This window comes from Microbulbifer sediminum (genome assembly GCF_021729035.1).
GTDB lineage: Bacteria > Pseudomonadota > Gammaproteobacteria > Pseudomonadales > Cellvibrionaceae > Microbulbifer > Microbulbifer sediminum.
This window is the reverse complement of record NZ_JAJSAP010000005.1, coordinates 1-14,030: the sequence shown is the minus strand read 5'-3', so window position 1 is coordinate 14,030 and position 14,030 is coordinate 1. Positions and strand designations below refer to the sequence as shown.

13 protein-coding genes are annotated in these 14,030 nt (G+C 57.6%); 5 read left to right on the top strand and 8 right to left on the bottom strand.

The genetic code is table 11. The features are described from left to right. Nucleotides 1-72: 72 nt before the first annotated feature. The 5 genes from LVD11_RS09405 to ahpC all read right to left on the bottom strand — a co-directional run bounded on the left by LVD11_RS09405 (nucleotide 73) and on the right by ahpC (nucleotide 5,823). Nucleotides 73-936: an AraC family transcriptional regulator gene (locus LVD11_RS09405; RefSeq protein WP_237058312.1), complete on the bottom strand. Its 864-nt coding sequence runs from the start codon at nucleotides 934-936 to the stop codon at nucleotides 73-75. Nucleotides 937-1,391: 455 nt separating this feature from the next. Next, complete coding sequence (locus tag LVD11_RS09400; RefSeq protein ID WP_237058310.1) at nucleotides 1,392-1,601, bottom strand: cold-shock protein; 210 nt, start codon at nucleotides 1,599-1,601, stop codon at nucleotides 1,392-1,394. Between the two features lie 322 nt (nucleotides 1,602-1,923). Further along, on the bottom strand, nucleotides 1,924-3,237 hold the full coding sequence (locus LVD11_RS09395; RefSeq protein ID WP_237058308.1) for a murein L,D-transpeptidase catalytic domain-containing protein: 1,314 nt from the start codon (nucleotides 3,235-3,237) through the stop codon (nucleotides 1,924-1,926). Nucleotides 3,238-3,444: 207 nt separating this feature from the next. Then, nucleotides 3,445-5,052: an alkyl hydroperoxide reductase subunit F gene (ahpF, locus tag LVD11_RS09390; protein ID WP_237058306.1), complete on the bottom strand. Its 1,608-nt coding sequence runs from the start codon at nucleotides 5,050-5,052 to the stop codon at nucleotides 3,445-3,447. A gap of 204 nt (nucleotides 5,053-5,256) precedes the next feature. Continuing rightward, the gene (gene ahpC, locus LVD11_RS09385) at nucleotides 5,257-5,823 is read right to left on the bottom strand and encodes an alkyl hydroperoxide reductase subunit C (RefSeq protein ID WP_237058304.1); all 567 of its coding nucleotides are present in this window, start codon (nucleotides 5,821-5,823) and stop codon (nucleotides 5,257-5,259) included. A 273-nt stretch (nucleotides 5,824-6,096) separates the two neighbouring features. On the opposite strand from ahpC, the gene LVD11_RS09380 reads away from it, so the two are divergent. Genes LVD11_RS09380 through LVD11_RS09370 form a run of 3 tightly spaced genes read left to right on the top strand, consistent with a single transcriptional unit; the run spans nucleotide 6,097 to nucleotide 8,608 of the window. Then, the gene (locus LVD11_RS09380) at nucleotides 6,097-7,428 is read left to right on the top strand and encodes a DUF2157 domain-containing protein (RefSeq protein ID WP_237058302.1); all 1,332 of its coding nucleotides are present in this window, start codon (nucleotides 6,097-6,099) and stop codon (nucleotides 7,426-7,428) included. After that, nucleotides 7,428-7,952 (top strand): GDYXXLXY domain-containing protein, encoded by a 525-nt coding sequence (locus LVD11_RS09375; protein WP_237058300.1) that lies wholly within the window; start codon nucleotides 7,428-7,430, stop codon nucleotides 7,950-7,952. The genes LVD11_RS09380 and LVD11_RS09375 overlap by 1 nt, the downstream gene beginning before the upstream one ends. Before the next feature lie 53 nt (nucleotides 7,953-8,005). Beyond that, on the top strand, nucleotides 8,006-8,608 hold the full coding sequence (locus LVD11_RS09370) for a CPBP family intramembrane glutamic endopeptidase (protein ID WP_237058298.1): 603 nt from the start codon (nucleotides 8,006-8,008) through the stop codon (nucleotides 8,606-8,608). 90 nt (nucleotides 8,609-8,698) lie between these two features. Here LVD11_RS09370 and LVD11_RS09365 read toward each other — a convergent pair whose 3' ends face one another. The 3 genes from LVD11_RS09365 to LVD11_RS09355 all read right to left on the bottom strand — a co-directional run bounded on the left by LVD11_RS09365 (nucleotide 8,699) and on the right by LVD11_RS09355 (nucleotide 11,370). Beyond that, complete coding sequence (locus LVD11_RS09365; protein ID WP_237058296.1) at nucleotides 8,699-9,238, bottom strand: glycoside hydrolase family 108 protein; 540 nt, start codon at nucleotides 9,236-9,238, stop codon at nucleotides 8,699-8,701. Nucleotides 9,239-9,610: 372 nt separating this feature from the next. Beyond that, on the bottom strand, nucleotides 9,611-10,204 hold the full coding sequence (locus tag LVD11_RS09360) for an exopolysaccharide biosynthesis protein (RefSeq protein ID WP_237058294.1): 594 nt from the start codon (nucleotides 10,202-10,204) through the stop codon (nucleotides 9,611-9,613). A 155-nt stretch (nucleotides 10,205-10,359) separates the two neighbouring features. Next, complete coding sequence (locus LVD11_RS09355) at nucleotides 10,360-11,370, bottom strand: integron integrase (RefSeq protein WP_237058292.1); 1,011 nt, start codon at nucleotides 11,368-11,370, stop codon at nucleotides 10,360-10,362. A gap of 1,251 nt (nucleotides 11,371-12,621) precedes the next feature. Here LVD11_RS09355 and LVD11_RS09350 point away from each other — a divergent pair. Both LVD11_RS09350 and LVD11_RS09345 read left to right on the top strand, forming a co-directional pair. Further along, the gene (locus tag LVD11_RS09350) at nucleotides 12,622-13,008 is read left to right on the top strand and encodes a hypothetical protein (protein WP_237058290.1); all 387 of its coding nucleotides are present in this window, start codon (nucleotides 12,622-12,624) and stop codon (nucleotides 13,006-13,008) included. Between the two features lie 151 nt (nucleotides 13,009-13,159). Further along, nucleotides 13,160-13,798 carry a DUF7738 domain-containing protein gene (locus LVD11_RS09345; protein WP_237058288.1) on the top strand — a complete coding sequence of 213 codons (639 nt, stop codon included), beginning with the start codon at nucleotides 13,160-13,162 and terminating at the stop codon, nucleotides 13,796-13,798. The last annotated feature ends 232 nt before the right edge of the window (nucleotides 13,799-14,030 follow it).

Here is a 14,030-nt window from a genome sequence, read left to right as displayed (position 1 = left end):
AAGCCGGGGGTTTCCGGGTGATCGCCGATGACCCGTTCCCCGGGTGCCGGTTAAGTCGCCGGGCCAATACTCCTATGCCAGTGGCAGGAAGACATCAGTGATCATCTCCGGTTCGGCCACGTCCGGGTAAAAGCTGACGCGTTCAAAAAATAACGGGTAATCCCGCAGCACCTCTCCCGAGGCCGGCAACCACTGCCCGTAGAGGCGGCGCACCAGGGGTTCGAGTCCCGCGTCTGGGCCGGTGTGACGCACCCGGGCGCAGCGGCCCGCGGGAATGGTGTCGGACAAGACCCCCGCCCCATTCGGTTCCACAGGTTTTTCCGTCTGCGCACAGAGGCCCAGGCGGTAGTCTGCGGGATCCACGCTGGCCGGGTTGTCGAACACCAGGTTGAAGGTGCGGCTGCGGGCGGGTGGCAGCCGCTGCTCGCGGCGCCACTGGATAAAGTCCCGTAGCGTGTTGCCGAGTAATTGCGGCGGCCCCACATGGTCGAGGCGGGCCACACGCAAAGCGGGGAAGTTCACTATTTCGACCCGGAGGGTGGTGCTGTCGTACATTTTGGTGGGCTCCTGTTCTGCAATGTCGCCGAGGTTTTCTTCCCAGCGTTCCCAGTCGGGGCTGTGGCGAAATGCCGTGGGGCTCTGGCCCACTATGCGACTGAAGGCCCGGGAGAATGCCTCGGGACTGGCGTAGCCGGTCTTCAGCGCAATCCGGGTGATCGGCAGTGCCGGTCGGTAGGCAAGCTGGTAGGAGGCCCGCCGCAACCGCAGCCTCGCAATAAGGCGCGCCGGGGGGAAACCGAAGGTGGCGCAGAACTGCCGGTGCAGGTGATACGGTGATATGTGGGCCCACTGGCTGAGCCGGGCCAGGCCCAGGTCCCCATCCAGGTTCGCGCCGATATATGCCCGCAGTTTCAGTAAGCGTTGGTAGCTGTCCATTTTCCGTCCCAGGCAAAATTCAGGGAAATGGTATCGCCCTGCGGGGGGATGTGCATGATCGAACTTGCGCAATCGCTGGTGTGTGCAAATTTTTCCCTGTAGGAGGGGATGGCTAGCAGGGGCATGGACCTTGCCTGCATCAGGGAGATCAGCCGGGTCGGGGGCTGTCAGCTGGGGTTGCGGGGTATGCAGCCAATCAGGACAGGTTAAAGGAGGGTAGGGGCCACGGTCGAAACGGCTCGACGCCCCGGGACACGGGCTGTGCAAGGAGCCATAGGGGCGGATGCCGCAGGCGGTTAAATTACCGGAATTGTGCGGGAGATGCGTCTGCGGCATGACCGCAGTTATTTAGTGCATGCCATAAAAAAAGCAGGGCCCTGGCCCTGCTTTTCCTGCGCGACGTAAGTGTCACACCAGGGGGCGCCACCAGTCGGTCGCGCCAGCCCTGTCACCGGTCAGATAACGGTGATGTTCTCTGCCTGCAGGCCTTTCGGGCCCTTGGTGACATTGAACTCTACCTGCTGGCCGTCTTCCAGGGTCTTGAAGCCCGAATCGGAAATGGCGCTGTAGTGGGCGAATACGTCGGGACCGGACTCCTGCTGGATAAAACCAAAGCCCTTGGATTCGTCAAACCACTTTACGGTGCCTTTAACTGCGTTAGACATAATTTAAGTCCTATAGAGATGAATAATGGGTATCCCGAAAGTTCGGGGGAGCCGGAAAATTGGCTGATATTGGATGCTACAGAACGAGGATTATGACTAATGCTTCGAAACCGGAGTGGGTCAACAGGAGCTGATTTTCTAGCTGCACTCAGTGTATAGGCTCTGGTTAATAAGTCAACAAGTCATTTGCTGGGCGGGGACAGTGTCGAATCGCCGGTGATGGGAAATCCTACCCCTGGCAGCTGGTAAATTATTCCCGTATCGGGGATATGGCGGGTCAGGTTTGGTTGGTAGCGAGCGTCCAGCGCCCGTGCAACCAGGGTCAGGAAATCAGCAGCAGAGAGCCCTGCTTGAGCCTGTTGACCAGGTCGGGGGCGATCCGGTGTTCCACGGCAGGGCATCCCCAGGAGCGTCCACAACGGCCGTGGCGCCGCACCCAGTCATCTCCGGCGTAATGCGCCCCGTGCAAAACGATGGCCCGTTTGAATGCATTACTGTTGCTCGACTCCAGTCCCTCAAGGCGCAGGGACTTGCCATGCCGCCCGGTATATTCGTTGAGAGTACGATAGAGGCCCAGTGAGCTCATGTGGGAGTTCGGGGTATTGGAAAATTCCGTGGCAATACCGTCGTGATTGGGGTCACTGCCCTCGCCGTGTGTGGCGTGATATTGCTCGACTTTTTTCGCGATCCGGTCGAAGACGAAGAGACGCTTGTTCCTGGAGTGTTCCCGGATCCTGAATACCGCCCAGAACCTCGGATTGGAGGTGGGGTGGTTTTTATTCTGCCAGTTGATCATCTTGCTGATATCGTCCCGCGGCACACCCACCTGGTCGGCGAGGGTATAGAGACCGTCACCAACCGGTTCGTCCGGCACAGACTCCGGCGATTTGCCGTCCACGGAATCGGTCTCGATCAGTGTGCGCAGCCGGTTGGCGCGGTTCTTCCAGCCCCGCAGGAAAACCCGCTGCGAGGGTCGCTTTTTTACAATGGCTTCAAATCGCCTGATGTTCCGGTCGATAAAGGCGGGAATAAATTCGTCATCGGTGACCCTGTTGATCGCCTCCAGGGTGCCGGCATCCATTTTCTTTGTCTCGGGAATATCCAGTACGTCCTGGCACAGCCTTGCGGCGGTACCCGTCCCGCAGAGCACACCTATGTCGAACAGGGCGGTGGCAATGCTTTGGTCGACGACATGGTCCAGGTTCAGTGCATCCCAGTAGTTGCGCTTGTAAATGTCCCGGATGGTTTCATAACTCAGGTTCCTGACCTCGGCCTTGCTTACATTCCTGCCCAGGTAGGCGGACAGGGTGCCAATGGTGATGCCCTTGTTGGTGGGGCCGCCACGGTCTAGTTTATGGTCGACATAGCCGCCCTCGTTCTTGAGGGTGAAAACCAGTGCGTGCTCGATACTCGCGCCCTGGTCCTCGATGATGTCCTCGACCTCGTCGACCCTTTCCGCGGGCTCCTCAGCATCGGGCTTTTCCACCCCGGGCCGGTCGCATGCCAGAGCCTCGACTTTCTGAATGGCGGACAGGGTCAGAGGACCCACAATGCCGTCAATCTTGCCTTCATAGAGGTCCATGGCTTTCAGCGCGAGCTGCAACAGGCCGGTGTTGTTTTTTGAGAAAGTAGTCATCTCGTTCCGGTTTTCAGCGCCGTGTCCCTAAGGATGGATTCCGGGCGAGATTTTTCCACATGAAATGTCGCTTCGCGGTGGCGAGGCGAGGAACAGGGCGAATGGCCTGTGGGGAAATGATGACCCGTGGGCGTACCGGGTGGGGAATGTGAGGCAAAAAGTAAGAGCAGCCGCGCTGGCCGCGGCTGCCCTATTGATGATGGGAGGTTATGCGCTTTGCGCCAGTTGCTCCGGCTCGGCGCTCTCAGTGGCCTCCGATCCCTCCTCTTCTTCGGAATGGCGAATCAGGTAGTCAAAGGCACCCAGTGCCGCGGCGGCGCCCTGGCCCATGGAGATTACAATCTGCTTGTAAGGCACGGTGGTGGCGTCGCCGGCAGCGAATACCCCGGGCATCGAGGTGGTGCCACGACTATCGATCTCGATTTCACCCATGGGATTCATGGCGACAGCACTGTCGCGCAGGAACTCGGTATTGGGCACCAGGCCGATCTGCACAAAGACACCTGCCAGCTCGAGATCGTGGCTTTCGCTGCTCACCCGGTCGGTGTAGCGCAGGCCATTGACCTTGTTACCGTCGCCGAGGATCTCGGTGGTCTGGGCATTCATGATGATATCCACGTTACCCATGGAGCGCGCCTTGCGCACCAGTACATCGTCGGCCCGCAGGGTGTCGGCAAACTCAAGCACGGTTACATGTTTGACGATACCCGCCAGGTCGATGGCCGCCTCGATACCGGAGTTACCGCCACCGATCACCGCCACATGCCTGCCCTTGAAGAAGGGGCCGTCGCAGTGGGGGCAGTAGGCCACACCTTTGGTGCGGTACTCGGCCTCACCCGGCACCCCAAGTTCGCGCCAGCGGGCGCCGGTGGCCAGCACTACAGAACGGCTGGCGAGGGTGGCGCCGCTCTGCAGTTCCAGCTCCAGCATTTTGTTGCGCTGGATTGCGGCGGCGCGCTGCTCGGTAATGATATCCACACCGTATTCCTTCACGTGCTGCTCGAGTCCCGCGGACAATTTAGGACCTTCGGTATAGGGTACGGAGATAAAATTCTCGATTCCCACGGTATCCATTACCTGTCCGCCAAACCGCTCGGCCACCAGGCCGGTACGAATACCCTTGCGTGCGGCATAGATGGCCGCGGCGGCGCCGGCCGGGCCACCGCCCACCACCAGCACATCGTAGGGCTCGCGTTCATCCAGCTCGGCAGCCTTGCGCTCGACGGCGCCGGTATCGATCTTGTCGACGATTTCCTGCAGGGTCATGCGGCCCTGGGCGAAGTGCTCGCCGTTCAGGTAGACGGAGGGCACGGCCATCACGTTGTGCTGCTCGACTTCATCCTGGAACAGGGCACCGTCGATCATCGTATGGGTGATGTTCGGGTTCAGGGTCGCCATCAGGTTCAGTGCCTGCACCACGTCCGGGCAGTTCTGGCACGACAGCGAGATATAGGTTTCAAAGTGGAATTCGCCTTCCAGGTTGCGGATCTGCTCCAGCACCTGCGGATCGGCCTTGGAGGGGTGTCCCCCGGCCTGTAACAGAGCGAGCACCAGGGAGGTGAATTCGTGTCCCAGGGGAATGCCGGCGAAGTTCACCCGGGGCTCTTCACCCGCCGGGCCCACGGCCATGCTGGGCGTACGTTTTGCATTGCCCGTCTTGGCCTCAATCTTCTGTGAGAGGCCGGCGATTTCGTTCGCCAGTTCTTCCAGCTCTGCGGACTTGGGGGTGTTGTCACCGGACACACGCACCTCAATCGGGTCGACGATATTCTGCAGGTAGGTGTCCAGCTGTTTCTTCAGGTTTGCATCCAACATCGGTGTGTCCTGTGTGTATTCGGTCAAAAAGGGCCCGCTTGGGGGCGGGCCAGGTTGGGGGTGGTCCCTCGGGGGAGGAGGGAAGGCGCAGGGGCCGTACTGCCGGTGCAGTCCCGGAGGCTCTGTGGGTCCCGCTGGCAGGCGGGCCCCCGCATTCTTGCCCCGTTTGATTCCGGTCGGGGCCGGAATCAATTGGGAAGTGACTTAGATCTTGCCGACCAGGTCCAGGGACGGCGCCAGGGTTTCCTCGCCTTCCTTCCACTTGGCCGGGCAGACCTCACCGGGGTGCTCGGCGACATACTGGGCGGCCTTGATCTTGCGCAGCAGCTCGCTGGCGTCGCGACCGATACCGCCGGCAGTGATCTCCACCAGCTGGATTTTGCCTTCCGGGTCGATAACGAAGGTGCCGCGATCGGCGATGCCTTCTTCCTCGATCATCACACCGAAGTTGCGGGTGATGGTGCCGGTGGGGTCACCGATCATCGGGAACTGGATCTTGCCGATGGTCTCGGAAGTGTCGTGCCACGCCTTGTGGGTGAAGTGGGTGTCGGTGGATACGGAGTAGATCTCCACGCCCAGCTTCTTGAACTCCTCATAGTTGTCGGCCAGGTCGCCGAGCTCCGTGGGACACACAAAGGTGAAGTCGGCCGGGTAGAAGAAGAACACGGACCACTTGCCTTTTACATCAGCATCGCTGATGTCGAAGAAGTCGCCAGCCTGGTAGGCCTTGGCCTGGAAGGGTTTCAGTTCGGATTCGATGTAACGGGACATAGTGTCGTCTCCTCGTTGCAGTGAATGTTCGGGTCTGTTTGTCTGGAACGAGTGCAATACTATGGGGTGACCCTCATCAATAAAAATAATCTATTTAAATGGCTGTGATAGATCTGACTAATTAGCGCCTTATAGTTAATAGTTGATCTTTCGCGGCTGTCCGCAGGAGTGGTGTGGCTGGCCGGGCCTGTGGGATACTGGCTTGTGACCGAACCGTCGGATTTATTTTGCCGGCCCACAGAACCCATAGCCAACAGGACTTGCCCAAGGCCCATGCGACTGATCCGTTTACTGAAGAATGACCTTGCCCGGGAATCCGCGGACTGGGTGGACGAGGGGCTGATCAGCCGGGAGCAGGCGACGGCCATCTGCGCCCGCTATGGTGTGGACTACCAGCAGGCCCGATACCGCACCTTCGGTTACAACGTGCTGGTGGGGCTGGGGTTCCTGTTTATCGGCCTGGCCCTGATCACCCTGTTAGGCGCCAACTGGGACAATATCCCCCGGGCACTGCGGATGTGGGGCCTGATCGGCCTGACCGTCTGTACCCAGGGGCTGGGCCTGAAACGCTACCTGGAGGGGGATCATGGCGGCGGGGTGGGGCTGTTCCTGCTGGGTAACCTGTTCTTCGGGGCCTCGATCATCCTGATCGCCCAGATTTACCACCTGGGCGAATATATGCCCGACGGTATCTTCTGGTGGGCGCTGGGCTGCCTGCCGTTCGCGCTACTCACCCGCAACCCATGGCTGGCCATGCAGGCCGGCCTGCTGGGCCTGCTGTGGTTTTTCATGGAGGTAAGCTTCGGCTTTTACCCCACACTGTTCCCGCTTTTTATTGCCGCGATGCTGTATGTCCTGCTGCGCGGCCCCCAGAGTGTGTTGCTGTTGCTGCTGGTGATCGCCAGTACCGGTTTCTGGATCGAGTATTCGCTTGCGGCCCTGTGGCGTGAGTCCGCTTCCTTCTACCTGTTTGACCTGCATGTGGAGAACCTGGTGGTGGCCGCGGCAATGTTCCTGTTGCTCTCTGTTTTCGGCTACTGGTTGTCCGGGCGCGAGCTGCACATGGCCCGGGATTACGCGGCGGTTATTTCCGTCTGGTGCCTGCGTTTCGCGGTGATCTCCCTGCTGGTACTGGGATTTGCCGGTCCCTGGGAGGAACTGCTGGATGCCGGCTGGCAGCACCGTCTGGGCATGTGGCTGGTACTGATCCTGTTTGCGCTGCCCACGCTGTGGCTGGGGCGCGCTTCCGGACGCTGGGTCCTGCCGGCGGTATTGCTGGGAGCCCTGTGGCTGACAGCCCTTACCGTGTCAACATTGGGTAATGACGATTACGCGGTTTACTTCCAGGTGACTGCAAACTTCGTAATGATTGGTTTCGGTATCTGGCTGGTGGTACGGGGTATCCACAGCGGGATTTCCCACTACTTTTTCCTCGGCGTGGCGGCCATCCTGGTCACGGCATTCCTGCGTTACATCGACCTGATCGGCGACTATATCGGCGGCGCGTTGATGTTTGCGCTGTTTGCGCTGCTGTTGCTGGGAGCAGCCCGGTACTGGAAGCACTACCAGTCGGGGCTGGACGACGCCGACCGGGAGGAGCGCTGATGAAACCGATAACCAGAGTGGGGCTGGCACTGGCGATCCTGTTGCAGTTCCTGGTCCTGACAGGGATGTACCTGAAAGCCCAGATACCCCTGTGGACCGGTGAGGAAATCCTGGTGAAAACCATCCCGGTGGATCCGCGCTCCATGTTCCGCGGAAACTATGCCCGCCTGCGCTATCCGTTCAGCGAGCTGGATGCCTCCCTGTTCGGCGAGGAGCAGTTGCGGCAGGGGGAGGTGGTGTATGTTGCCCTGGAGACAACCGGGGCCGGTGTCTATCGCCTGGCCGGGGCGAGCCTGGAACCGCCAGAGGAGGGTATATTCCTGCGCGGACGTGTCAGCGACAGCTGGTTTCGTGACAGCGGCGAAGCCTATCGGGTTCGCTATGGTATCGAGGCCTTTTTTGCCCCGAAGGAAGAAGCACTGCGGCTGGAAAAAGTACTGCGCAAGGCGGCGCGGGCACGCCTGAAGGTCAGCGGGGATGGCCGGGCGAGGCTGGTGTCTGTCGAGGAACCGACGGCGCGCTGACGACTGGCGCGCCAGGGCTATTCGCAAGTGAATGACAGTTACAAGGAGGATGCATGCAGCATCCCGAGTCCAGCGAGACTCCCAGGTTCGCGCTTCTGATCAGGCTGCAGGGCTGCCTGTTACTGGTTGCCATTGCGCTGATCGCCTGGAGCGGTGTGCCCTTTTCGTGGCCGGGTAACACCGGTTACGGCGCGCTCGTATGGGGGGCGGTCGGTGCGGTAGCGAGCTATGCGCTGGCCATGTGGCTGACGCGCCTGTCGCTGCCGGTGGGGCGCAGCCTGCGGCGCATTGTCTCCATGGTCCACCCCATCCTTGCAGGCATGTCGTGGCCGCAAATGATACTGGTCTCCCTGCTGGCAGGGCTGGGCGAAGAACTGCTGTTCCGGGTCTGGCTGCAGGAGTGGTTGGCGGGGCTGTTCGCTCCCACCCTGGGGGTGGCGGTGGCGTCGCTGCTGTTCGCGCTGATGCATGCCATGACCCGCCTGTACTTTATTCTCACCCTGGTTATCGGGCTGTTGCTGGGCTTCGCCTACTGGCAGACCGGCAGTGTTCTACTGGTGGTGACCTGGCACGCCCTCTACGACCTGCTTGCCATTGCCGTGATCACCCGCCGGCCCGGATGGCTGGGACTGGGCCCGGATGGGCAGGTGGTATAGAAAGAAGGCTGAGTCTGGGGCAAAGACAGCTACCCCGGGGCTCCCGCCCCGGTTTGCTGTCTGTGTCCCCCGCTTACACGCCCGGCTGATTTACACCATGTCCTCGTCGAATTCATTGACCCGGTTCGTCCAGCCCGCGAGGAACACGTCCTGGGAGGGGTCCCTTTCCACAATCCGACGATAGAAGTTCAGGCGCTCCTCAAGCAGGGCGCGGAGAAAAGACTCGCCCAGCTGGCCCTGGGCCCACTCCGCACCCTTGCGTGTATCGGGCCCCATGGTCCCGTCCACCGAGAGTGCCGGCTTGTACCCGGCCCGGTTGCAGACGTCCTGAACAAACTTGATGGCCCGGCCCGGGCCGTGATTGACCGCGCAATCGAATATAAAAGGTTGTATCGCGGGTGGCAGCTGGTCTATCTGTGGCTGGTAGAAATAATTGCGCTGGTAGATCTGCCGGGCTACTTCCCGTTCCAGGTTCTTTACTTCTGCGTACTGCGCCTCGCGGCCCAGATACGCCGACAGTGTTGCCCGGGTAATGCCGTACCTGGTCGGTCCACCACGGTCTGCCGGGTGGTCAACAAAGCCACCTTCGCGGCGCAGGATATCGTCGATCATTTCGTTGACAGATTTCATGGTGCAGCTTCCCTCATGTGCGTGAACTATGGATGGGCTGGTCGCTCTTGGTACATCGGTACTCAACAGCGGCGTCCGGGGTAACCGGGCGCATTACTGCAACCACCAGCCATGGGGCGCTACGCCGGTGGATAGGGGACATCGAGGGTTGGGACGGAAAGTAGTCTTGTTGTTCTTGTCTGCAGTTGTTTCCTGTGTCAGCCGGTTGGCAAGAGAATCCGGTGGTCAGGGAAACTTCAAGTTAAGAGAGTCCGGGGCGGTTAGCAAGCAGTACCGGTGTTGACGGGCGGCAAACCTGGCAATCAGGGTTGCCCCGCACGCCAGGGGGCAGCTGGTGGGTGAGGCAGGCGGAATCTTTCATCTGGCTGGCACTCACGCCGCGGAGAGCAGGCCCATTCCAATCGTGACCATGGTGGTGGCAGTCAGGCAGAAAGCGACCAGGGCCAGTATCCCGTCGTGGGCCATCAGGGCCAAACCAAAAGCCGTCAGGGCGATGCCGGCGATAGTGGCGGAGAAGGGCACCACCTCCATTACCGGCAGCGCCAGCGCGATCAGGGTGCAGATCAGGGCGATGACAAAAGTCCCGCTGCGCCGCACCAGGAACTGCAGCCGGGGTTTCAGCCAGTTATCGATAAATGCCGCCGGCTTCTCCAGCCATTTGAGCGCCGTCAGGAGCTTGTCGTTGGCGATTGAGCGCTGCAGCATCCACTGGGGGAACCAGAAGTGATGCCGGCCGAGCAGCAGCTGCAGGGTGACCAGAAGCACCAGGATCGCCATGGTGGTGGGCAGGCCCGGAATGCCGGAGAGCGGAGAGAAAAGGATAATACCCACCAGTAGCAGCACCGGGGCAAACGAGCGCCTACCCACGACCCGCAATACCAGGTCCAGCGACACGCGCTCACGATGGCGTGCGGTGGCGGCGATGTGCTCAAGGAGCTGCTGCAGACTGGTGAACTCGACGGGCATCCGGGACGTCTTGCTGGTGGATTCAGCGCCCATTCTAACGTGCGGAGTGGCCTCCTTGACAGGCCAGGCTGGTATCACGGGGACCATGGCGGGAGCGAAGCGGCTCCTGTCTGTGACGCTGGCCGGATCAGGGGCGGTCCAGGTCAAGAGAGTCATCAGCTGGGCCGCAGGGTGCTCCTGAGCCGGTCCGCCGGGCTCAATACACCGTTGCCACCCCGGTTAACCACGTGGGTATAAATCTCAGTGGTGCCAATATCGGCATGACCGAGGAGTTCCTGGATGGTCCGCAGGTCATAGCCACATTCCAGCAGGTGGGTGGCAAAACTGTGGCGAAAGGCGTGGGTGCGCGCCGGCTTGTGAATACCAGCACTGCGAACCGCTTTGCGCACGTGCTTCGTCAGCGTGGAGGCATGCATGTGGTGCCGGCGCTCGGTGCCCGAGCGAGGGTCGATAGAAGTCGTTGTAGATGGGAACAGGTATTGCCAGCCCAGTTGCCGTGCTGCATTCGGGTACTTACGGGAGAGGGCATCCGGGAGGTACACCTCGCCCAGGCCGTTGACCATATCCTGGGCGTGAATCAGCTCCACCCGCCGGATTTGCCGCCGCAGGTCCGCCTGCAATGTCTGCGGCAACATGGTGGTTCGGTCCCTGTTCCCCTTCCCGGCGCGTACATAGATATTATTGCTGCCAAAATCGATATCCTTCACTCGTAATGACAGCAGCTCCGCGCTTCTCAGGCCTGTGCCGTACATCAGCTCCACCTGCAGCCGGTACACGCCCTGCAGTTGCCGAAGGATTGCACCGATTTCCGCTGGGCTGTATACCACTGGCAAGCGCCGCGGCTGTTGTGCCGGACTGAAGTTCAGGTCATCCGTATCCCTGCCAAGAAACCGCTTGTAGAGGTAGACGAGCGAATTCAATGCGATTCGCTGGGTGTTCACAGAGCAATCCCGCTCTATGGCCAGGTGTGACAGGAATATCTCGATCTCTGGCAGGCCCATTTCAGTGGGATGGCGCAGTTTATGGAAGTGAATGAACCGCTTGATCCAGTGCACATAGGTCTGTTCAGAGCGGTACGATAGTCCAGCTTCGCGCATGTGCAGTCTCAGCTGCTGTATGAATCTTCCGGCCTTCTCCCTGGGAATACGATGACGAATATCATCCATACCACCCTCCATGCCGTCTGTGTTTATATACAGTATTTAGGCTTGGATGAGGCTGTCAACTGCCAGGATAACGCGACGCGTCGCCTATCTGCGGACAAATTTCTGTAACTTATTGACTTACAAGGGACACCGCTTAAGATCAATTGACAGGATTGCTGGTAGAAGATAGCGACACGTCGCGGTTTCGTGGGCTTCCGTGCCTTAAAGAAAGTCTAAGTTACTGAAATAAAAGAAATTCTCGATTATCGAAGATAATTCGCTTAGCGGATAGGCGACAGCCAGATAACAAGATGCGTCCTTTGAATAAACTGTTAGCACTCAAAAAATATGGAAATCACGAGTTTAAACTTTAGAGATAAATCATTAGTCCAGGTCACAATTGGCTATGACTTGGATGGCAATCAAAACTATGCTGTTCTATCGGTAGTCGAATCTGACGGTACACAAACAAAATACCGTATAGTGGCTTTATCTGAGTACTCAATATACGAAGATTTTGGCTGTCTAGTTATTAGTCAGTGCAAATTAATAAACAAGAATGATGGTATTTATCTTTCGTTAGACCCATTCAACGAGCTAGAGTCCGAAGAAGAAAAAGACAATTTCTTTTTCAGGGGCAAATCAATCATAGTGGAGCAATAAAAGTGCTAACAAGGCGTTCAATGCTCGGCCAACAAGTTGGCCTGGACAGTCACTACTCCGGCCTTTTTGGTGTAAACCGCTTCGCGGCATTTTACACCAAAAATTCCTCCGCAGTGCCTGCCCATTAACGCGGCGTTATGCATCGGTGTCGTAGTCCGGTAGAAATATAATGAAGTTACTGTGGTTTTTAGGGATACCGTATTACATCTTTGTCGCACTGGTTCTAGGTCAGATCGCGAAGGATGCTGTGTGGTACCTATTGCTTTTAGTCCCACTGCTGCTTGGTTATGACAAGCTAAGTCAAGTGGCATACGCGTCGGCTGTGGTACAACATGGAATATCAAAGTTGTATTTTTCAGCTTTCTGGGTGATAGCTCAGTTGGCATTAATTTCAGGTGTGGTGGCCCTGGTTGGGAGTTTAGGGGGCATAAATGCATAACAAGGCCGGGCAATTTGCTCCGGGCCTGCGGCCCTCCGCGGGACAACTTACCTTGTGCACATTTTGCACGGGTCGCTGCGCTCCCATTTTCGCGCAAAATGTGCACAAGGCAAGCTGCCCCTGCCGGCGGCGTTAGCGAGCAATGAATAAATCCACAGGAGGGATTAAAAATGAGTGAATGGTCTGACTATTTTGAGGATTTCCCTGAAGAGAATCCTGCGAATTATGTGGGTGGAAAGTTCGACCCAGAAGGTGCAAAAAGAGCTCGGGAGATTGAGGGGAATCAGTCGGAGGCGAACTCAGAAGTCAATGAGATGCTGGCTAATGCATGGAAGGCCACAAAAGACCGGTCTTTTGTTCAAGTTGATGAATGTCCGCAGTGTGGTTTGGTGGAGTTGAATGTCTATAAAATCAAGGATTCTTTATATCTTTGTGAATGTCAGGATTGTGGAATCTATGGCCAAGGGTGCAGTCATTCTGAGGCTTTGAAAATCACCGAGAACGCACTGGGCGAAGGCCTAGATTGGCGGGACAAGCCCGTACCTTGGAGTCGCTAACAAAGCCAGGCAGGATGCTACGGGCCTTCGGCCCTTCGCGGGACAGCTTACCTTGTGCACATTTTGCGCGGGTCGCTTCGCTCCTATTTTCGCGCAAAACGAGCGCAAGGTAAGCTGCCCCTGCTGGCGGCGTTAGCTATCCGAGGCCTCCGTGAGAACTTCTCTATTTTTTGTTCTAATTTTTTCTACATCTATCAGTCTCGCTGATTCTTCTCAAGGGCGCCTAAGCATTAAAAGCGATGCTATTTACTTTAATGATACTCAAATATCACCATCAACTAATGAAGAAAATGTATTTGAAGCGCTCGGGGAGCCTTCCAGGGTAGATCAGCAATTCTATTATTGGGATAGGCTAGGAATTCGGCTAGACCACGATTTTTCTTGGCTAGAAGTATACTTTGGTCCAAAGGTATTGCTGTCTATAATACACCCTGAAACACCAATGGAATACTTTAGTGGGGAGCTCACTATTAATGGCAAAATCGTCACCAACGATAATTTCCCTAGGTCGGTTGAGTCAGTTATTGACGCACCTTTAAATTCAACGGCAAGAAATGAAAAGCGAGGCCAATATTGGTTTGTTTCATGTCCTAATGGAGTCCGTATCCATTTCTCGGCCTATGGGAAGGAGGGGGAGCTATCAACCCTTCGTTCATCAGTAATGGGTGTTAGGCCTTGTGAATGCGAAGGTTATCAAATTGATACCCGTTTTCGAACCGATGACTGTCCCAATGAATTTATAGAAAGTATTAAGGAAAAGACTAAATCTCTTAGCGAAATATTTCTATGAATCATGAAATAGCTAACAAAGCCGGACAATTTGCTCCAGGCCTTCGGCCCTCCGCGGGACAGCTTACCTTGTGCACGTTTTGCGCAGGTCGCTGCGCGCCCATTTTTGCGCAAAACGCGCACAAGGTAAGCTGCCCCTGCCGGCGGCGTTATGTTTAAGACTTACCCACGTTTAGTAGACACCCTGTATAGTTAGGTTTCGGCCTAACACGGAGGTGTACCATGGGTAAGAA